This is a genomic window from Komarekiella delphini-convector SJRDD-AB1 (assembly GCF_014831675.1).
Taxonomy (GTDB): Bacteria; Cyanobacteriota; Cyanobacteriia; order Cyanobacteriales; family Nostocaceae; genus Komarekiella.
This window is the reverse complement of the sequence record NZ_VJXY01000077.1, coordinates 1-19,012: the sequence shown is the minus strand read 5'-3', so window position 1 is coordinate 19,012 and position 19,012 is coordinate 1. Positions and strand designations below refer to the sequence as shown.

Annotated in this window: 20 protein-coding genes; 9 read left to right on the top strand and 11 right to left on the bottom strand. The window is 41.3% G+C overall.

The annotated features are described in order from the left end of the window. The first annotated feature begins 120 nt into the window (after window positions 1–120). The 3 genes from FNW02_RS34350 to FNW02_RS39235 are packed head-to-tail and all read left to right on the top strand — an operon-like array spanning window position 121 to window position 1,890. Window positions 121–492 (top strand): DNA cytosine methyltransferase, encoded by a 372-nt coding sequence (locus FNW02_RS34350; RefSeq protein WP_191761999.1) that lies wholly within the window; start codon window positions 121–123, stop codon window positions 490–492. Continuing rightward, the gene (locus tag FNW02_RS34345) at window positions 489–950 is read left to right on the top strand and encodes a DUF1392 family protein (protein WP_191761998.1); all 462 of its coding nucleotides are present in this window, start codon (window positions 489–491) and stop codon (window positions 948–950) included. Before FNW02_RS34350 ends, FNW02_RS34345 begins: the two co-directional genes overlap by 4 nt. A gap of 1 nt (window position 951) precedes the next feature. After that, window positions 952–1,890, top strand: a complete 939-nt coding sequence (locus FNW02_RS39235) for a DUF488 domain-containing protein (RefSeq protein WP_225226122.1) — start codon at window positions 952–954, stop codon at window positions 1,888–1,890. Between the two features lie 231 nt (window positions 1,891–2,121). On the opposite strand, the gene FNW02_RS34335 is transcribed toward FNW02_RS39235, so the two are convergent. Further along, window positions 2,122–5,043 carry a pentapeptide repeat-containing protein gene (locus tag FNW02_RS34335; RefSeq protein WP_191761997.1) on the bottom strand — a complete coding sequence of 974 codons (2,922 nt, stop codon included), beginning with the start codon at window positions 5,041–5,043 and terminating at the stop codon, window positions 2,122–2,124. 112 nt (window positions 5,044–5,155) lie between these two features. Here FNW02_RS34335 and FNW02_RS40020 point away from each other — a divergent pair, with 112 nt between their 5' ends. Both FNW02_RS40020 and FNW02_RS34325 read left to right on the top strand, forming a co-directional pair. Further along, entirely contained in the window at window positions 5,156–5,467 is a 312-nt protein-coding gene (locus FNW02_RS40020; RefSeq protein ID WP_191761996.1) for a hypothetical protein, read from the top strand. 431 nt (window positions 5,468–5,898) lie between these two features. After that, window positions 5,899–6,114, top strand: coding sequence for an HVA1 family protein (locus FNW02_RS34325; RefSeq protein WP_191761995.1), 216 nt, complete (start codon window positions 5,899–5,901; stop codon window positions 6,112–6,114). A gap of 77 nt (window positions 6,115–6,191) precedes the next feature. Here the strand turns inward: FNW02_RS34325 and dinB are convergent, their stop codons facing one another. From dinB to FNW02_RS34310, 3 genes are all read right to left on the bottom strand, one after another. Then, window positions 6,192–7,277: a DNA polymerase IV gene (dinB, locus tag FNW02_RS34320; protein ID WP_191761994.1), complete on the bottom strand. Its 1,086-nt coding sequence runs from the start codon at window positions 7,275–7,277 to the stop codon at window positions 6,192–6,194. 454 nt (window positions 7,278–7,731) lie between these two features. Further along, the gene (locus FNW02_RS34315; RefSeq protein ID WP_191761993.1) at window positions 7,732–8,163 is read right to left on the bottom strand and encodes a hypothetical protein; all 432 of its coding nucleotides are present in this window, start codon (window positions 8,161–8,163) and stop codon (window positions 7,732–7,734) included. Between the two features lie 17 nt (window positions 8,164–8,180). Further along, window positions 8,181–8,633, bottom strand: coding sequence for an acyl-CoA thioesterase (locus tag FNW02_RS34310; protein WP_191761992.1), 453 nt, complete (start codon window positions 8,631–8,633; stop codon window positions 8,181–8,183). Window positions 8,634–8,710: 77 nt separating this feature from the next. Here FNW02_RS34310 and FNW02_RS34305 point away from each other — a divergent pair, with 77 nt between their 5' ends. Further along, a complete protein-coding gene (locus FNW02_RS34305) occupies window positions 8,711–9,322 on the top strand; it encodes a TetR/AcrR family transcriptional regulator (RefSeq protein WP_191761991.1) in 612 nt (203 codons plus the stop codon). A gap of 362 nt (window positions 9,323–9,684) precedes the next feature. Here the strand turns inward: FNW02_RS34305 and FNW02_RS34300 are convergent, their stop codons facing one another. After that, window positions 9,685–10,692: an alpha/beta fold hydrolase gene (locus tag FNW02_RS34300; protein WP_191761990.1), complete on the bottom strand. Its 1,008-nt coding sequence runs from the start codon at window positions 10,690–10,692 to the stop codon at window positions 9,685–9,687. A gap of 418 nt (window positions 10,693–11,110) precedes the next feature. On the opposite strand from FNW02_RS34300, the gene FNW02_RS34295 reads away from it, so the two are divergent. Continuing rightward, entirely contained in the window at window positions 11,111–11,377 is a 267-nt protein-coding gene (locus tag FNW02_RS34295) for a hypothetical protein (RefSeq protein WP_191761989.1), read from the top strand. A 45-nt stretch (window positions 11,378–11,422) separates the two neighbouring features. Here FNW02_RS34295 and FNW02_RS34290 read toward each other — a convergent pair whose 3' ends face one another. The 6 genes from FNW02_RS34290 to mobV all read right to left on the bottom strand — a co-directional run bounded on the left by FNW02_RS34290 (window position 11,423) and on the right by mobV (window position 17,865). Further along, complete coding sequence (locus tag FNW02_RS34290) at window positions 11,423–12,082, bottom strand: hypothetical protein (protein WP_191762000.1); 660 nt, start codon at window positions 12,080–12,082, stop codon at window positions 11,423–11,425. A 303-nt stretch (window positions 12,083–12,385) separates the two neighbouring features. After that, window positions 12,386–13,522, bottom strand: a complete 1,137-nt coding sequence (locus FNW02_RS34285) for a hypothetical protein (protein ID WP_191761988.1) — start codon at window positions 13,520–13,522, stop codon at window positions 12,386–12,388. Between the two features lie 53 nt (window positions 13,523–13,575). Further along, a complete protein-coding gene (locus FNW02_RS34280) occupies window positions 13,576–14,436 on the bottom strand; it encodes a glycosyltransferase family 2 protein (RefSeq protein WP_191761987.1) in 861 nt (286 codons plus the stop codon). Beyond that, entirely contained in the window at window positions 14,433–15,623 is a 1,191-nt protein-coding gene (locus FNW02_RS34275; RefSeq protein WP_191761986.1) for a bifunctional 5,10-methylenetetrahydrofolate dehydrogenase/5,10-methenyltetrahydrofolate cyclohydrolase, read from the bottom strand. The genes FNW02_RS34280 and FNW02_RS34275 overlap by 4 nt, the downstream gene beginning before the upstream one ends. Before the next feature lie 67 nt (window positions 15,624–15,690). Then, window positions 15,691–15,933: a hypothetical protein gene (locus FNW02_RS34270; RefSeq protein ID WP_191761985.1), complete on the bottom strand. Its 243-nt coding sequence runs from the start codon at window positions 15,931–15,933 to the stop codon at window positions 15,691–15,693. 117 nt (window positions 15,934–16,050) lie between these two features. Continuing rightward, window positions 16,051–17,865, bottom strand: coding sequence for a MobV family relaxase (gene mobV / locus FNW02_RS34265; RefSeq protein WP_191761984.1), 1,815 nt, complete (start codon window positions 17,863–17,865; stop codon window positions 16,051–16,053). A gap of 343 nt (window positions 17,866–18,208) precedes the next feature. Between mobV and FNW02_RS34260 the strand changes: the two genes are divergently transcribed. Continuing rightward, window positions 18,209–18,679 (top strand): hypothetical protein, encoded by a 471-nt coding sequence (locus FNW02_RS34260; protein WP_191761983.1) that lies wholly within the window; start codon window positions 18,209–18,211, stop codon window positions 18,677–18,679. Between the two features lies 1 nt (window position 18,680). Then, window positions 18,681–18,944: a hypothetical protein gene (locus tag FNW02_RS34255; RefSeq protein WP_191761982.1), complete on the top strand. Its 264-nt coding sequence runs from the start codon at window positions 18,681–18,683 to the stop codon at window positions 18,942–18,944. The last annotated feature ends 68 nt before the right edge of the window (window positions 18,945–19,012 follow it).

Genomic DNA, 19,012 nt, shown 5'->3' with positions numbered 1-19,012 from the left:
GCTTGGGAAAAGGAGCGTAACCAGCAGAAAGCTAAAATCGATTGGCGTTTTGCAGCTTCAGATGCCAGAGTGAAATTCCAACGGTTATATCCTAATTTACACCTGTCATAATTTTCTTGGTTGACTATTAGGTACTTATGCGAATGGGAAACTATACCCGCATACTTCCTTGGCTTGCCGCATGAAAGAGAAAGAGTCTTTATTGTTGCCTACTCCGATGGCTTATTCTACCGTCAACAGCCGACCCCCTGGACAAACCAAGTTGGAAATCAAGTTGCGTCAATACGGAAATCTCATGAAGAACGAAGCTTTGAACCCGGTGTTCTTACGGTGGATGTTGGGGTTTCCATTGGGGTAGCTAAGGGAATCAAGGGCAATTATGATGCCCGTCGCGCTTATGGTTTAAGTTGTTCACCACGGCAAGCAGCTGTGGCTTGGAAAAGAATTGATTATTTGTGCAGTTTGTTGTCAAATCAGGAGGCAGTTGCATGACTCAACTTATCCACACACTAGAAGAGTGTTGGTATCTCTCCCCACCCTGGGGTCAAAAAATTCTACCGTTATCTGTCAGCCTACTGGAGAAAGTCTACCTCACCACCGCCAACTCATTTGGCTACTGCTGCGGCGTGGAATGGTTGCAAGGCGACTGGAGTTATGCGATCGCACTTAACGATGAAGTGGTTTATACCTCTGCATCCCGACTAATTGGCACAGGAAAACTGCAACCAGGCATAGACAAGCCTGTGTTTGATTTGGGTGAAAAAGTAGTATTTCGCTGCAACAGAGATATCAGCAAGCTTCGGATTGTCCAAGGCATTCATTTAATAGACGACTTTTGGACTTACACCGTGGAGTGGGCATCTCCAGCATTAACCGAGTGCGATGGCAAGCTTTGTACTTCTGGCGACCGCAGGGCTTGGGTTACAGATACCGACTTAGTAAGGGTGTAGTATGATATTTACTTCGTATTATGCTGGTGAGATTAGGGGCGAGGCTGTTGCTATATCGCTGTACCCGCCTAAAGGCTTTCAAGGCAGGCATCTACCGTTGTTCGCTCCTACTCCTGAACTGCTCAAATGGTGGAAATCATCAGTGAAAGATGCCACCACGCAACAGGAGTACAAGCGGCAGTTCCGCGAGATACTCGACTCCCGGCAACAGCTGATTGATCTTTGGGTACGGAAGCAACGGGAATCAAGCGCAGATATTACCCTATGCTGCTTTGAGAAGACTGGGGATTTCTGCCATCGGCACATCGTCGGGCGGGAGGTAATTGAGCGCTCGCTGCCTCAACTGTGGGGAGGGGAAGTTAATAGCAATCCCGCGAATTACCGGGATTCAGTCGCAGCGAGCGCTTCTGAATTAATCTGCTTGAAACAGAGAAATTCGCTAGAGGTTCATAAGCAATCTATGACCCCTGAAACTGAAACAGGTGAATTTACGAGTTCTCAAAGCTTGAGCCAATTACCCGTTACTAAAGATTCTTTAAGCCGCACTACAACCGAGTCAATCACCACAAAATCAATCAAGAGTAAAGATTTTCCAGATGTACCAAACGCAACCTATCAGCCCACAATTGTGAATCTGTTGTCAAAATGCCATCAAGCGGGTTATCCGGTAAGATGCGAACGCACAGAGTGTGGGTACTATCGGGTGTCTGTACACTCTGAGGATTTGGGCGAGTGGTCAGAGTTGGGATTGCTTGGGGTGCTGTCGGGGCTGCGGCAGGAGTTTTATCGTCAAAGGCTGCTGACAACGCTTGCCAATACTGCAAGTGCCGAGGTTGCAGTTCCACTACCGATTGCACAAAAGTTGGAATCACTCGAACTGATTATGAAGCTGAGCAAGCTGGAAGAGTGTAAGAAAATGGAGCAATTGAGCCTGAGATAAAAAAGGTGTAGGACTACTACAGTCACAACTTTCAAAGAAAAATCTTTGTTTAAAACGTAAATGAATAAGGCTATGGCACAATAATCTAAAGAATAGCAACTATTTAGATGTTTTACTTAATCCAAATTTTTGCCAAGCCCTACTGCTAATAATCGTATTCATCCCGTTCCTACAGGTGTTAAACTCTTGTAAATTGGTAGAGGTATTTATTAGTGGGATAAGTTTTTTAATTTACTTTAGTAAAACTTGAGGCACATTCACTGCTGTCTCCAAGCCTTGAACGCTTGCCCATGTTGTATTCTCATCCCAAACAATATTGGTTAAATTAGCGCCATCGAAGCCAGCCCCGAAGAAGTTAACCTCAGAAAGGTTAGCATGTGAGAGATTAGAACAATGGAGATAAGTGCATGTGAGATCAGCCCGTGAGAGGTTAGCATGTGAGAGGTTAGCATGTGAGAGATTGGCGCGATCTAGGTGAGCTCGTGAGAGGTCAGCTCGTGAGAGGTTAGCATGTGAGAGATTAGCGTCTGAGAGTCCAGCGCCAGAGAGATTAGCCTGTGAGAAGTCAGCGCTTCTGAGGTCAGCGCCGCATGGGAATCTAGCGTATCCCCCAGCGCCAGAGAGATTAGCGTTTGAGAGGTCAGCGCCTCTGAGATTAGCGCCAGAGAGGTTAGCGCCTCTGAGATTAGCGCCAGAGAGGTTAGCGCCAGAGAGGTTAGCGCCTCTGAGATTAGCGCCAGAGAGGAAATAACCAACAGTTTCTAAAAAAGTACTTACGGTAACACTGTTGCTATATCCAATAATCCGAAGCAATCGCTGACCATCAAAATTATCGCTGTCTTTTTTACCGCAAGGATAAAAGACAATATTATCCTTTAGTTCATCTTGAGTTTGAGCATAACGGTGTAGCTCTAAGAGAAGAATCATTACATTTAGCCCAGTAAATATATCAACTTCTCTTAACTTTAAAGATATATTTTGTGCTTGAAATTTTTGCATTTGATTGAAAGGAAAAATCTTCAGTTTTTGTCCATCAATAAATTTTCCTTGATACCAATCAAGATAAAAATCTGACAAACGCTCGAACAATTTTAAGTATTGAAACTTCTCTTCAGAATCAAGCAGAGCCATTAAGTACTCTACAATCTCTCGTGTCAAGCCACCGTAGCCAAATAAATCATAGATTTCTTCTGCTAGCTTGTCCTCATCAATAACATATCTCTCACGTCTAGTTTCAGAATCTATTTTTGTCCAATGTCTTAAGATCTCTTTGATTTTTTGAGCGCACAAAAATTCACCAAAACTCTTATGAATAAACTCGACAGCACCCTCTGTTGAGGGGGATGCTTTTGCTGGACGTAGATAAAATGCTGCTAACGCATTTCTTAAGGGGTTTTCACCAAGCCTCTTCTGTGCTTCTTCCAACATCTGCCTCGCTGTTTTATCATTCTTGAGGCGTGACTCAATTGCTTTAATTGAAGTCCACTCTCTTCCAGATTGAGTTACACATAACCCCGCTTCAGTTAGAATAAGCCGCAAGTCTTCTGTATCAAATTCTGTAAGCTCTTTATTAAGCTCTTGAGGACGTTGTTTTGTTAAAACCCAATCTAGTGTCTTTTGATAAACTACTATTTTAGCCTGGGCATCATTAGCTCCTTCAAACATTTGAATAGTTAATTCATCATCCCGGTGCATTGCTGCTAAAAGATATAGTAGCAGCGGTTCTCTTGCTAATTCTTTAACACGGTTAGGGCAATTATTTGTTTTGAGGAACTTCTGAAATTCTTCTGCTTTATCTTGTCCGAATAATCTACTCCAATTTTTTAGCCATTGCGCTTGAATTTGCTCATCCATTAGCGCAATTTCTACTCTATCTAGGTTGGTGGGTACACGATTTTCAATACCATGTAGAGCCGATTCTCTACCAGTCACTATAAACTGATGTCTACATCCTGTTTGTGCTTGATAATTCCCTACCTGCTTCAGGAAATCTTCGATTCCCTTTGCTGTTCTTCCTTCCAAACGTAGTTCATCAAAACCATCTAATATAAATAAATATCGAGTCTTGCGATCGCTTAACCAATCATCTCGGTTAGCAAAGTTTTCTCTAACAGATGCACGAAGAGTATTTTCGATATTTGGCTCAAAAGTATCTATGTCTCTTAGCCTAATTAGTATTGGTATCCAAATTGGGTGAAGTTCTTTTCTTACCCGCTCTGCAAACATTTTACAATAAACGCTTTTTCCTCGTCCTGGGCTTGCTTGAATAAAAATAACTTGCCTATTTATTTCAGATTTATTCAGTTGCTCTGTTACCCAATTCTCTAAATCAACAACTGACTTTTCTTTAAGTTCGCCATTGCTATCCAACAAGTAAGCTTTCAGTGGCACATAGATTTCCGGTATTTTAAATTCTTCACCAATCACTTTCCACCTTTCAATTAATAATGGATTACTGGGTGATGGTGATATCTGCTCTTTCAGGTATGACTCTATGCTGGCGTATTTCTCATTGGCTCTTACCTCTTGTGCTGCCGTTATCATTAAACTTAAAGTTTGGCGCACATCTTCTGATTCATAGGAAAAAAGCTGTTCAATATAGTTATATGTATCCCAAGCCACCCATCCAGTTACGATTGAAGCAATATTCTCTGCTATTCCTACTTTTTGTAAATAAGCCAATAATTGTTGATTTAAAGCTTGTCCTAATATTGAGTTACAAAAATCTGTCAGTGCTTTTTCAGCTTGATTATTATTTAATTCTAGTTCTCCCAGTTGATTAAACTCAGATTTAACACCCTGCTCTGCTATCTGTACATTTAGCCTTTCCTGTAACCAAACATTTCTTTGCACTAAAGTATTAAAGCTATTAATGTAAGCTATTGGGCAAGCAACTGCCACCCATTTTTCTATTTCAGGCTTTTGATTTGTTTTATCATGCAGTATTCCCAGTCCTTTTTTAGCGATAACTCCTACAAATGGTAATGCCGCAGAAAACACTGGTGCTGATGGTGATGCTAGTATACCAAGAGCGATCGCTAAATCTATGACGTTTTTAAACGACTCTGTTCCGCGTTCTACATTCTCTCCAGCTTTTTCTAACTGCTGGTTATTAGACAACCATTCTTTCCAAACCTGCTTGATTTTTACCACTGCTTCATCCCCCAAGAGCTTTGCTACTGAAACACTGTGGAATTTCTTACATAAACCGCGCTTTTACGGACTGTAGCACAATATTTATCCTGTACTGGTTACATTACTTGCCTTGGATCACGTCAATGCTGCGATCGCTTGGAGTGCGAGTTGGTTTTTGCAACAGCATAAATTCGGTGTTTCAGTTTTTTGCGTATGCAGAATTAGCGACCTCATAACGAGCGATCGCATTCATCTACTCCTCATCCCTCAGCCACTCCAAACCAGTTCGCAACGCCGCATCAGCACTGTAGTAAATCTTTTGTTCCCCATAGATTTCACCCGTATGGCTAATTATACGGAATTGCCAGCAGTTTTCGGGTGTGTAAAAAACTATCAGGATACTGCCCTTGATACAGATAACCTCATCAACCTTGATTTGTGACATTTGGCGGGATATCCGCATGGATAACTTTTGCGAGTAGATAAAATTTGTTTTGTAGTAACATTTAGCACTTTGATACATCAATTGCCAAAGGAATAAAAGCCTGGAACACGTTGCATACAAATTGAATTGAGTTTTGATAGTTGGTATACCTGTAGTATCATTCTTAATTGGATGATGCAAGGAGATGTTAATGTGTTGACTACATTTTAGTGATTGATTTTACTAAAATGTAGTTTTGCCTTGTATCTAATAGCAATAATACAAACATGCTTTGCAGCATCGTGTTAAAAGAAGCAAATAGGGATTGAGCCGTTAAAAAGTGAGAAGTCGGAGCAAGCATTTTCTCTATCACTAGAATGATGAATATCTTTGAAATCACAAACATCATGTGACTTGAAAAGGTATAAAACATCAAATAGGAGACTGTTGTGGCTGAACAATTCAAAACAGGCGATAAAGTTGAATGGAAAGCTCTACAAGGCGTAAAAACTGGCGAAGTAGTACAAAAGCTCACTTCACCTACAAACTTGAGAGGAAACCACATTGCTGCAAGTGTTGATAACCCAGAGTATGTAGTCAAAAGTGATCAGACAAGAAACGAAGCTGCTCACAAGCCTGATACCCTTAAGAAAGTAGAAGAGTAATGCTCAGGTATAAGTCACAAGTTTATTTGTAAATATTATCTAATGGTAGTTAATAGTGGGCAATTGTTAGATACTCCTTAAAAGGTAGTACTTCCATTCTTAAACAGTGGCAGTTGAATCACTTGAGATTGCTTGGCGTTATCCAGATTGGACAAGGAAATACCCAGTAACCTGATACTGCGGTTCTCTAAGTCAATTGACTCAAACAGTGCTTTAGCTATCTCAAAAATCATATCCAGTTCACTGATGGGAGCAAGCATTGTCTTACTGCGGGTTAACTGGCGATAATCGGAGAATTTGACTTTCAATGTTAACGTACGGCCTCGCGTTTCGTGCTGCTTCAACCGTTGCTCCACAAAAGAGGCAATCTGTTCGAGTTCAAGCAACATCTGACCGACATTGCTTAAGTCCTGTGCAAATGAGGTTTCTGCACCTATGGATTTCCGAACCCGATTTGGCTCAACTGATCGGTCATCTTCCGCTCTGGCAATTTTGTAGTAATAATGACCAGCCTTTCCAAAGTGGTGTGTTAATTCTGCAAGCGCTCGCTCTTTCAATTCAGCCCCAGTATGAATGCCCAGTGAATGCATCTTAGCTGCCGTCACAGATCCAATGCCGTGAAACTTTTCAATCGGCAGTTGCTCTACAAAGGCGATCGCACCCTCTGGTAAAATCACTGTAAGTCCATTCGGCTTGTTCTGCCCTGATGCCATTTTTGCAAGAAACTTGTTAATCGAAACACCCGCAGTTGCCGTTAACTTCGTTTCTTGGAAAATTGCAGTTTTAATGTGTCTTGCAATAGTAGAAGCGTAGGGGATGTTTTGCTTATTTTCAGTAACATCTAGATATGCTTCGTCTAAAGCTATTCCCTCCACTAAATCAGTGTAGCGTTTGAATATGGTGTGGATTGAAGTGGAGATTTCTCGGTAGACATCGAATCTTGGTCTGACAAAGATAAGTTCGGGACAACGAGCCATCGCAACTACTGAAGGCATCGCAGAATGAATGCCAAATTTACGAGCTTCATAGCTGGCTGCTGCTACCACGCCTCGTTGGTTAGGACTGCCACCGACTACTAGCGGTTTACCTCGGTAGCTAGGATTGTCCCGCTGTTCCACTGATGCGTAAAATGCGTCCATGTCTAGGTGAATTATTTTCCTCATCTAATTACGCACTCAATCGCCAAAACGTTATTAGCAGCCCCGCACTCGGTCTACTTTAAACGAGAAAATAAAATGCTATGTTAGCAACTCTATAGTACATCAGCACTATAGAGTTACAGCCGCTACTCGCTCAGTTATTGTGAAGTGATTTTGAACAATCAGCGATCGCCTCACCTCAAGCATCCATATTGCCTTGCTATAAAATAAGCATATATACAGAAATCCTATACTGAACCAGAATTATTCTTTTGTGTCCATTAATAAGATAAATTAGAATACCTGCACTCAGAAGGGGGTATTTTTCTGGCGGTACTTGGCAGCGTTCTCACTCTGGTAGGGATGAATATAAAAGGCTTTGAGACAGGTGTTACACCTTTTCCTAATTATGTGTAATGTCGCAATACTGGACTTATCCAAATTGTATTAAGTGTATTCCAGGCATTAAAGCATCAATTTAAGATTGGGTATCGTCAGTTGATCTAGGTTCTCGCCGCCACTGTTTAAGGATTAGTGCTGACCAGATGATAAATCCTAATATCGCTAAACCAGTCAACCCATCAGTCCAAATAAAAAGATGCATTTTTGCTGAGAACTGTGACAAACTTCCATAAATATAATGTCCTGGGCTTGCTAGACCTGTTAATGAGTAGACCAACAGACAGCCATAAGAAAGCCAAAACTTTCGATATTTATACAACCAATAGGCAGTAATTCCTAGTATTGTTAGAATGAGCCATGATTGATAAATTGAAGGGGCAGTAATCCAGTTTGGCTGAGGGTATCGCTCGATGAATAAATAATTATCAGTGAAGTGAATGCCCGTAGAAATGATGCTGGCAATTAGCAGAATTTTCAATAATCTTTGACGCCGGGACTCAAGATTCATAATCAGGTTTCCTCAAATTATGGCGCACCAATCAGTGATTTACTACCTTGAGCATCCACCGTTGAATGCACATATGGCAAGAACAAAGACCGTTCCTCTGGGCGTAACCGCCTTGGGCGCATTGTTTGTTTATCCACAAACAATCCTTTTTGCCATCCCTGTGCTGTTAGTATTCTCTGTTCGTTATAAAAACAAAACTGCATAATCGCAGAGGCATTCTTCAGTTCAGAGAGCCATATGGACACCTGCACACGTTCGCCCAAATAGAGCGGTGATTTGTAAGTGATGTTGGTTTGAACCAAAATCGGAGCAAACCCTTGCTGAAAGATTTTCTGTGTTGGCATTCCAACAGCTTCCAGTAGCTTTGTCCGTCCAATTTCCATCCACTGAATATAGACACTGTTGTTTACATGGCCAAGAAAATCAATGTGGAAGGAATATACCTCTAACTCAAAAGAAATTTTTTGCATTTTTAGTCCTCTTTCGTCACCACTTAGTGACAAAGTATCATAGTCACTGAGTGGTGACAAGTAGATGAGAACGATTCATGGCGCGAGACAAAGAAGAAACGAAGGCACGAATTCTGGCAGCAGTTGGTAAACTCTTGGCAGAATCAGGCTTTAAGCAACTAGGGGTGAATGCGATCGCCCGTGAAGCCGGAGTTGATAAAGTGTTGATTTATCGATATTTTGAGAATCTTCCCTCGCTGCTACAAACTTTTGGCAAGTCAGGCAACTATTGGATTACAGTTGAAGAATTAATTGAGGATGAAACTGCCGTCGATGCAGAATCGCTGGCTGACTGGATGGTATTGTTACTGACACGCTTTATGCATGACTTGCAAGAAAGACCCATCACGCAAGAGATTATGCGTTGGGAGTTACTCCAAGGTAATGAGTTAACCCATGAGTTAGCAACAGTGCGCGATCAAGTGGCGATTGAGAGTTTGGAATTTCTCAAGCAGAAGTATTCCTTCCCCCCAGATAAAGATATCCCTGCCATCAGTGCAGTTTTGATTGCTGGAATTGTTTATCTGGTTATGCGAACCAAAGTCAGCGATACATTCTTGGGAATTGATTTCAGTTCACCGACTGGATGGCAACGTATTGAAAGGGCGATCACATCTCTACTTGGGGCAATTGTTGAAAATGATGGGTAAGTGTAGCGACCTGTAATCAAGGCATTTTCCAACTTTGTATTAGGAGGCAGTCTAACATCACTATTGGGGGCCAGTAGAGTGCAAATCCTGCCAAAGTAAGAAAATCAGCTAGGAAACAGATCCAAAGTCAAGGCTGCCAATGCCTTGTAGTTAAGCTTTCAGGGGGAGCAACGCGATTTTCTGAAGTCGGACAAAAACGAGTGATGATGCTCCCCCTACAGTTGGCGATCGCTACCCAAATACCTGAGGTTATTGAGAATTTACCTATGTAATTGAGAATAAAACCCAATTTCAAAAAATCGCGTTGCTCCCGCTTTCAGGTAGCCACAACCGCATAACTTCCTTGCGACACATTGGCTATTTCACAAGTTTGTTTGTTTGATTTTCTTAATCAGTTGATGAACTGCACTAATAACCAACTCAGGCTGATCTAGCGGAACAAGATGCCCACTGTTTTCTGCAATGATATGTTGGCTATTTGACGATAGTTTGGTCAAGTCTAACTGAAGCGATGCCCATTTCTGGAATCTTTCATCACTCATCTTTGAATCTTTAGAACCTTGGCTCAACACAATCAAAGGCAGGCTGCCCAGTGATGTAACTGATTGAAGTTCCTCAAAGCTCTTTTTTATATTGGCAAGTTCACTGGATGCGGTTGCCCAATAGTCGGGACGGTAACAGAAGGATTTATAGGTATCAAATAAGGTTTGTACTGCCAGCGGATATTTTTGAATTTCTCGCTTAATGTCCTCAAGAATTGGTAACAGATTCATCTCCCCGATTAATCGCAGCACTCCAACTTGACTGACAACCCTCAAAACCTGATAAAGCCAAGACTGCATTTTTATGCGCCTCCACATTTCGGATGTCATCTGATTTTCATGGGAAGAATCGACTAACACTAATCCGACCACATCTTCTGGATATTGACTTGCATACAGCCGCATATTGACTCCACCCAATGAGTGTCCAACTAAAATGTAGGGAGGATTAATTCTAGCCTTAGTCAAAAGTAAATGTAATTCATCAACGCTCTGCTGACTGGTGCGGGAGATCCTGGGATTGGGATCGCTCCAACCCAACCCCGCTCGATCATAAGTGCAAACACGGGTAAATTTAGCAATTTCAGATGGAACCAAGCCCCATGTAATTGAGGGAGCACTACCACCAGCATCCATAACAACCGTTGGTGTGCCCTGCCCCATACAGTTTATATGTAAACAAAATCCCCCAATATCTACAAGTTCACCTTGTGGAGGATACCTACGTCGATCAATGGCTTCACTCACTGCTTGATAGAAAATCCCCGCAAATAATCCAATTGCAGCAATGCCTAGCCCAGGCAGGATCAAGTTTTCCGTGATGGTCATAGCAAAATTTCTACTACTTATACTGCTGCACTTTAGTTTATCTTTCTTACCAATTAATTTTGGGAAAATTATACGTCAAGGAATCTGATCTAGTGAACTTCAACCACGCAATAGAGATGCTCGGCATTGGTTTAATACTTTTGTCCCCAGCCTCGACTGCCCAAGATGACAAAACAGCATTGGCAGCCTCAAGCCTCGATATTACTTGATTGTGGCAACCCAAGTAAGAAACTCAGTTTTAATGTTTTTTACTTTAAGCTTTTGAAAAGCATTTTTCCCCTCTGCTGCGTGGTGGCGATCGCTTAATTTGGCTACTCATCTTATAAATTACTTGGTAAAGTACTCGTATTTTCCGCAAAGTTGCTGTATCCTATTGATTCTGTGCGATTTTTCAGTATTTAACTACATCACAGTTTTTATGGACAGGAAACTCATCAAAAAATCTGAAAAGCTCACTCTCAGACAGATGAAGGAAATTGAAGAAGCCGAAGACCAACTTCTTCAAGCTGATAGTGTTGATTTTCCACCTCCTATAGTTGAGGAAAAACCAGTAATCATTCCAGAACTGCGAGAACCTGGCTATATTCCATTGCTGGACAACCCTCCAGTTCAATCTGTTGGTAACTCCGGCTGGCAGGTTTCTGATATTTGGCGGGATATCCGCGTGGATGATTTCTGTGGGTAAAGTGCGATCGCCTCACAAACCTAGCCCAAGATTGGCTTTACTCTGCTAGTGATTACGCTTTTTGTGAACAGTGGGGTCAACTAACCGATATGATTGCTCAGGTTGACTCGTTGGAGGAAACGGATTGCCAGCAGTTGACGTTACTTCTAATCCTGTGCCTTCTCCATTAGAATTGATCAGTTCGTACTGTCCACTTATAGGAGTGCGTTCGCCTGGACTATACAAAGAGGATGGACGCTCTTGAGTTAGTTCATCTGACTGCTTTAACTGTGCAGTGCCAGCACTGTAGTTTAGAGTAAACTGGCTTCTAATTTCAAAGCCTGGAAGATAACCACCCTGGTACGGTATTTCTAACAACTGGCTGAGAGTCCCTTTAATTTGTGAAATTGGTTTAAGCAATTTTTCGTTGTCCTGACTCCAGATAATAATTTGTGCATCTAGCAATTCTTGAAACTCAAGAGCGTGGAGCGTCGCTTCATCTGGGGGTGTTTGGCTGTCTACAACAATCGATAAATTGAGAGTTAACAAAAGTGCCGTTTGTACTTCTAAAAAATTATTATTAGAAGTAATTTGCGTAGAATACTCGTCTACATGAAAACCAAACAAGGCTTTAAAATGCAAAAAGTTCTCTGTTTGGAGTTGCTCCCTTAAATATGGTAGTAACCCGGTATCTGGGTCTGATAGGATTTGGCGAACGATTGGCATTTTTATCATCAGTACTGTACAAGTTTTGAATTAAAAGCAATATTTCCTAACAATCTGACTTAATTAAGCACTTTTGAGCATCCATCAAACTGACGAAAGTTAGCTCAATCGCTCTACTGATTTACTTCAAACATCTTTCGTGCTGTTTTCACACCTAGGATGATTTCATCCAGCAGCATAATTTGGCAAGTTTAGCCCAGTTAATTTCTTGACTTGAGGGAGCGCAATCAGAAGTTAGACAGTAGTTAAAATGTTCTGTTATTCTTCAAGGGTAGCTAAGTAGCTAATAATTATTCACCACTGTTAAATTAACTTGAAGTTCCAGGTATAAAATCCTATTTTATCGGGAACTCTAGTGAATCGTCCGGTACGATGACCCCGTGATAATTCATTCAGCACTTTATTCTTGACCTCTCTAGCATCAGCTGCATTCAGTTCTCCATAAACTCCAGTGATTACTTCTGAAATACCGAAAACTTTACCCGCATTCTCTTTTAGAAAAGTAGACAAGGCATCAATTAAAAATTGTCCTTCATAAGCTTTAAGCATTGGTATCTCTTTGGGCTGCGGCGGCTTTATTGGTTTATTATTTTTGCGCTTTGCTTGAGGGGATGAATTTTTAGTTTTATCTTTGGAGAGTAAAGTCAAAGAGAGAGTAAAATACCCCGGTTCTCCAGGGACACTAAACCACTTATTGCTTTCCTTGCCCTGAGTCAGCGAAGATTGAACTCGACTTTTTACCACCTTGAATACTTCTGGCTCTAGCTCCCCATAGAGCGATCGCACGATAAAATCAATATGAACACTTGTGCCAATCTCTTCTGCTAATATCTGTTCAATCGCTTCCGGGCGGCTTAGAAATTGGTATTGGGGTAGCATGGGAATTTCTACCCCGTGGAGCGAACGCTCCTGAGTTGATGTCTCTGTTTCTATAGGCGGGAATATGGGTTGTGGTAATCCACTGATATCTTTAGCTACGTCAGACTCTTCATCTGAGCGAGTTTCTATAAGGGAGAATGTAGACGGCTCTGGTAGTTCCGGGGTCAGTACTGCATCAGGTTCTTCGTCTGAGCGAGTTTCAATGAGCGGGAACATAGGTGATTCTGATAGTTCAGTCAGATCATCATCTGCATCAAGGGCTTCAGGCTCGGAATCATCTAATTTCAGAGGTTCTAGAGGAATATCGTCAAAATCGTCATTCTTAGATTCATCAGTGAGGAATATTAACGACTCTTCTTGTTTTTGAGGAGTGGATTTTTCCTGTTCCAAAGAGGAAGTTTTTGGCCAATTAGATAGCAAAGCTTCTACATGATTGAGACTATCTTGGGACTGGGTATATAACCTTTTATACTCTTCTACAAGAGGAGCATAATAATCCCGCAATTGCAAAAGTGCTTCTAAGGCACTTTCGGGAGGCTCTAAAGGCAAGGGAGTATTCATAAAATTTCAAGATAAGTACGAGTTAATACACTCATACGTTTATGACATAAAATTTAGCATTTGGAGACTTGATCATTCTCTTTAAGGACAAATGCTCTTGGTGTTAAAGAAATTTCTGCTTTACTACTATAAATAGACATAATCTGCTTCAAGCGTTCGATAGTGTCTTCTTGGAGTATAGAATAGTTCTTTTGAAAAGCGATAATCAAGGATAGCTCAGTTGACCATTCCTCATAGTTAGAACTGCCAATAATGCCATTGGAGGACTGAATATAGTCAACAAGAATATGGTCAAAAAAACCAAAGCTATCTTGACCCCATCTGCAAGCACATTGTAATAAATACTCGTAGTCGGCAAATACTTTAAACTGAGGATTCCATCGGGGAGCATTGCTCCAGTTGTGAACGAATCCATTGCTGTCGAATATTTCTTGTTGCCATATAAGCTGCTGTAGGTTACAGCAATTGCTAGGTGAAATAAATGGCTTACCCTGACGAATAACATGAGTATTGTAGGTAACATCACGACGGCGGTTCTGCCTTGGTATGCTATATCTAATACTGGAATCTTGTTGAAAGTACTGTCGTGTTAATGTGACAAAACTAGGAGCAATGCTATTATCATCGTCTAGGTATGAAATAATGTCACCACAAGCTATGTCTAATCCCAAATTCCGAGCATAGCACAAGCTAAAACCATTGCTAGGCTCAACATGTTCCATTTCAATATAAGTTACAGAAAAATCAGATGTTTTTTTGACATTTGTGATGATATCTCTGGTATCAGAATTTGCACCATCATTGATAACAATCCACTCAAAATTGCAGTCAGTTTGACTTTGAATGCTTTGTAGTGCAGTAGATGCTAACTGTGTAGGTCTATTGTATGTTGCAGTGATAATTGATAGTTTCAAAGCTCTATACCTCTATCAGGAGATTGAGTTTTTGCAGGATTAATAAGTGTTTGAATTTGCTGCCATCTTGTTACATCCTCATCTGTAATACCTCTAGCAGTTTCAATTTGATTATTTGCTAGATTGAGCCGAATAAGCGTTAGCTTTTCATCAATTCTAGCAATAGATAAAATTTCTACTGACTTGTTATAAATGACCTTGTAGTTAGCGCCTTGTAGGACAAATAAGTTCTCTCTTTCTTGATGAATGTACTGAGGATAAACGGTTGCTTGTTGTCTAAAAAGTGCCTTAGATATAGGAGCAATTATAACAGCACGTTGCAACTGACTTTGCTGTAATTGCTGGTAGTTCCATTTCCCAAGTTCTACGCCCAAATCCATTTTTACCAAACGTTCTGCTAAAATTGCCATTTCTATCGGGCCAACACCTCCAGGGACGGGCGTAATGTTCTGGGGGATTCTGTAAGCACTGCGGTTTACATCGCCAGCAACACCAGAAGCAGTAGGTGTGAAGCCACCATCGACAACCAAGCGATGAGACGGGAGTACATAAGGAGTGAAAATTCCTTGTCTTCCGGTGACAGATACCACAATGTCAGCTGCTTCAGTTCTACTCAAGTCATCACCGTCTTCCAAACAGAAACAGCTGATTCTACTTGCTTCTAAATATTTGATGACACCATTACCTACAAAACCACCTCCGCCGACAACTGCAACATTTGAATCTCTTTGGACATAAGATTCAACAATTCTGGCAATTCCTTCAGCAGTCGCACAGTTTTCAAATAAATTGTTACTTTGCCCGCGAACTATATCTATATCTTTGTGTGCTTCTAATAGTCTAATTGAGTTTGTAAACTTAATCGGTATTGGGTATTGAACTATAGCAGCGGCTACCTGGTTATCTTCATTAATAGATTGAATAATACTTTCAAATTGCTCTACTGCAATATTAGATGATAACACGATGTGATTGGAAGTAACGCCAATAGCATTGAAAGTTGCAACTTTCTGCTCGGCTGAGATTCTTGCTGCATCGTATCTAGCTTTTAGATGGCTGCTAACATTTTCTGAACTTTCAAATCTGATGATTGCTACTTCTTTTTGAGATGCTTGAAATAGCGGTTTATATTTCTGACATTCTTGCTTGACATATTCTCGTATTAGCTGTCCATCAATGAGCGTCATTTAATGTTTTGACAAGTTTCTTCATTTTTTTAAGAAATTAATAGTTAAGAAATTTGTATCTCAATTTTTAGTGATTTTCTTTAAAACTAGGGCGTTGAGTAATTTCACCAATCTCTTCTCCCTGGTAAAAAACCCAATTGGTGACATAGCGTTCAGTTTGATGGAAACCACTGAACTCTATATTATCAGAGCATTTATTTCTAAACCATTGTTTTGCTTCCTGTTCTGTATTGAATTTTCTAGCAGCGACTTCTTCAGCTAAAAGATTCCAGTTATTATTTTTATACAAATCGCAAACATAATATAACATGAATGTTCTCCTTTACTTGAACAGTAATCGTCGTTTTCCACTATCTGATTTTAATTACCAGTAAGTTGAATAGTTCACGACTATGTAATTTTATTTTAAAATAAATTGTCAATTCAATTAAAGCTCTAGCCCTTGCTGCTGCTTGCGCTTTTCCTCTTCTTGGCGCGATCGCTTCTCCAATTCCTCATTCCAATCGACAGCTTTGGGTTTGTTTCTCTTAGCACGAGGTAGCATTTGCTTAATAATTCGTGCTATCTCATCACCAGTAGATGAATTATCGTAAGCTAGTTCTACAGTGGGAATAGTTTTGATCAACTCCACTGGTAGACTTTGGGGGCTATCGGCAACTAAATACATAGTTCTTGTTTGTGGCTCTTGAGTTGGCTTTGTCAACTCAATTGTGGAAAGGGAGATGGCATCAATGGGAGATTTACACAAAACTACTCGTTTAACTTCATCAGTTGGTTTACCCCCAGTACGGAACCAAAACCAGCCCGAAGTACGCTTAGTTCCTTTCTCGTAACCCATGAAGATATTGTTTTCTCCCTTTGTGCCTCGCAAAAACGCCCCTTTAACCTCTTCATCTAACGAACGCATCACAAACACAGCGTTTTGTTGTTCATCAGCGTAAATAAGACCCCGCTCTTTAAGAGCCTGAATCAAGTTTGATGGTAATTTTCGCTTATTGGTCAAGTAATGGTGTACCGCCTGCCATTGGGTTTCATCAGCAATCGGAGGTAAGAACTGTGGTACTGGTTCCGAAGAAGCGATCGCCTTCGCCTCAATCTTGGCTTTATGTGCCGCGGCTCTTTCTATCCCTGCTTCACCAAAACGATCATGAAGCCATGCGATCGCGCCTCGAAAGCTACATTTATTGACGTGCATCACCAAATCGATGGAACCACCGCCGCCCTTTTCTTGGGTGGGGTGAAAGTCGTAGAACTTGGAATCGCCACTAATACTAATAATGTGACCCAAACCACGCCATCGCCGCAATTGTTTAGTATCACGGTCTAATCCCAACTGCCACGCTACATCTTCTAGGGGTAAATCTCGCATCTGGTCTAATTGCTGTCTTGTTAAATAGTTTTCTCTTACTAATTCAACTGCACGTTGTTCCGTTTGTTGACGCGACTCCTGGGCAGCTAGAGCATTTTGAGCAGCTCGTTGAGATTTTTGAAGTGTGAATTTCCGATCTGCCAGTTGATGGTTAATTGCCTGGATTGCCGAGTCTTGTTTAATGCGCTCAAATAACTGTTGTGCTGTTTCTCCCGGCAAGGGGGCGAGTCGGTCTAATTCCAGCATTAAGGGTTCGCTGTTGACCGCTTGGTAATACTCTTTTACTTTAGTATGAGTTGCCTGACTGCCTTTGATCCCCCGTGAGATGCCCAAGGGTGCAAGAGCAGCAGCATAGGAATCCTGGAGTTTGGACATTTTAATACTAGCTTGTCTGCCGTTGCCGCCAAACATCTCCTTGTGCGACAGTTTTTTGGTGCGGTCATTAATTGGCACGACGTAAGCGTGAATGTGGGGAGTCGCTTCATCTAAATGTAACTCTGCTCGGATGCACTTATCGCCATAATTTTCCTCTAACCATTTTTTAGAAGCATTGGCAAAATCCCACATTCTCTGCTCATCCCATTCACCTGCTAATGATGGTGAATCAGGGCGAAAGTACTCTGGGGAAGCTGAGAGGAAAATATCACTGCACAGCACCGCATCTTTGCGAGGTGGACTTTTGGTGGCGATCGCAATTTTCGCCTTCACCAATTCTTCTAAAGGTGGTTCCCCCAAATTACCAATCAGTCTAATATTAGTCTTAGTGCGATCGGCATTTGGTGTATCTTGAAGTCGAGCAGTGTGCGCTTCACTGCCACCAACGTTACCAAAGGATTTTAGTTTCTCAACGCGCAGAATTGCAAGAGCTACCATTGATTTTTTACACGACTATCTTGGATTGCATCCGATCCCGAAGGGCGAACGACTTTTGCGTTTTGAGCGCAGCGAAAAATGGCGCAAGCCACCCGCAGGGCGCAAAAGTGAAGTGAGTACACCATACATGGTAACTCCCCGAAATCTCCTTTTACTCCACCCCGCCAACACCCCCTCAACACCCCCTCAACACCCCCTGATTCTCTGTTCTCCTCTTGCTCTTAATGTGGCTTTTTCTGCTTTTTACACCTCGTCAACACCGCGCTAACACCCCCTCAACACCTCCTCAACACCCTTTTCTTACACTAGTACTTTTTTTGTGTGCTTTAATACTAATGTACTTATGTCTAGTATTATGGCAGAACAGCATAATGTTGAACTTCCAAAGTTTAAACGCAGTACCGCAACTTGGGAAGGCAAGGTCATTGAATATTTATTAGCCTATCCTTCTGGTAAAACTGCTATTGACCTACTTCTGGAAGGAGCTACTTCTTACTGGGTTGTTGAAGCATTAGAGGGTAAGGTAAGCCCCGAAGAATTTCGTCTTGCTTGTCGCGCTGCTGCTGAGAATCTCTCGAAAAAGTTGACTTCTATTCAACAACTGGCTGGATTAAATACAATTGCATCAGTACCAGATTTAACTAAAACAATTCCTGCGATCGCTCAAAGGACAATTGCAGAAACTCCTCAACAACAGGAGGATAATAATGATATTGAAGATAATAACGACGATGAAAATGACGACGACTGGAATATGAATCTTCAACCCACTCCTAAAATGATTGCAGCCAACAAAATGCTTCAAAAGGAATAAGATGACAGCTTTAAACCAATCTGATCCGATTAAGCTCGTTTTAACTTGTGACTTGGGCGCTAGTGTCAATAAGGCACTCGCCCAAATCTATCCTGATGGTGTGCCGCAAGTTATTACTCTTTCTCCAGAAGTCGCAGACGTAGAGAAAGAGTCTGTTAAAGGCCTAGACATAGAAACTTCCGCCCAAAATGCGGCTTGGGTAGGAATCAGGGCGAACGCATCTTATTTACTAATAAAAACTAAAAAAGATTTGAAAATGACATAGATAATCCTACAAGTTGCTACAACTATAAATAAAACAAATCCCTAACCTTTCAACAATAGAGATTAGCT

What these genes read in the sequence shown, in the direction of transcription:
- FNW02_RS34295 (WP_191761989.1), top strand. Translation starts at nt 11,111, where the DNA reads ATGGACAGGAAACTCATCAAAAAATCTGAAAAGCTCACTCTCAGACAG.
- FNW02_RS34310 (WP_191761992.1), bottom strand. Translation starts at nt 8,633, where the DNA reads ATGCAAAAAATTTCTTTTGAGTTAGAGGTATATTCCTTCCACATTGAT.
- FNW02_RS34255 (WP_191761982.1), top strand. Translation starts at nt 18,681, where the DNA reads ATGACAGCTTTAAACCAATCTGATCCGATTAAGCTCGTTTTAACTTGT.
- FNW02_RS34300 (WP_191761990.1), bottom strand. Translation starts at nt 10,692, where the DNA reads ATGACCATCACGGAAAACTTGATCCTGCCTGGGCTAGGCATTGCTGCA.
- FNW02_RS34260 (WP_191761983.1), top strand. Translation starts at nt 18,209, where the DNA reads ATGTCTAGTATTATGGCAGAACAGCATAATGTTGAACTTCCAAAGTTT.
- FNW02_RS34275 (WP_191761986.1), bottom strand. Translation starts at nt 15,623, where the DNA reads ATGACGCTCATTGATGGACAGCTAATACGAGAATATGTCAAGCAAGAA.
- dinB (WP_191761994.1), bottom strand. Translation starts at nt 7,277, where the DNA reads ATGAGGAAAATAATTCACCTAGACATGGACGCATTTTACGCATCAGTG.
- FNW02_RS39235 (WP_225226122.1), top strand. Translation starts at nt 952, where the DNA reads ATGATATTTACTTCGTATTATGCTGGTGAGATTAGGGGCGAGGCTGTT.
- FNW02_RS34290 (WP_191762000.1), bottom strand. Translation starts at nt 12,082, where the DNA reads ATGCCAATCGTTCGCCAAATCCTATCAGACCCAGATACCGGGTTACTA.
- mobV (WP_191761984.1), bottom strand. Translation starts at nt 17,865, where the DNA reads ATGGTAGCTCTTGCAATTCTGCGCGTTGAGAAACTAAAATCCTTTGGT.
- FNW02_RS34345 (WP_191761998.1), top strand. Translation starts at nt 489, where the DNA reads ATGACTCAACTTATCCACACACTAGAAGAGTGTTGGTATCTCTCCCCA.
- FNW02_RS34305 (WP_191761991.1), top strand. Translation starts at nt 8,711, where the DNA reads ATGGCGCGAGACAAAGAAGAAACGAAGGCACGAATTCTGGCAGCAGTT.
- FNW02_RS34285 (WP_191761988.1), bottom strand. Translation starts at nt 13,522, where the DNA reads ATGAATACTCCCTTGCCTTTAGAGCCTCCCGAAAGTGCCTTAGAAGCA.
- FNW02_RS34270 (WP_191761985.1), bottom strand. Translation starts at nt 15,933, where the DNA reads ATGTTATATTATGTTTGCGATTTGTATAAAAATAATAACTGGAATCTT.
- FNW02_RS34315 (WP_191761993.1), bottom strand. Translation starts at nt 8,163, where the DNA reads ATGAATCTTGAGTCCCGGCGTCAAAGATTATTGAAAATTCTGCTAATT.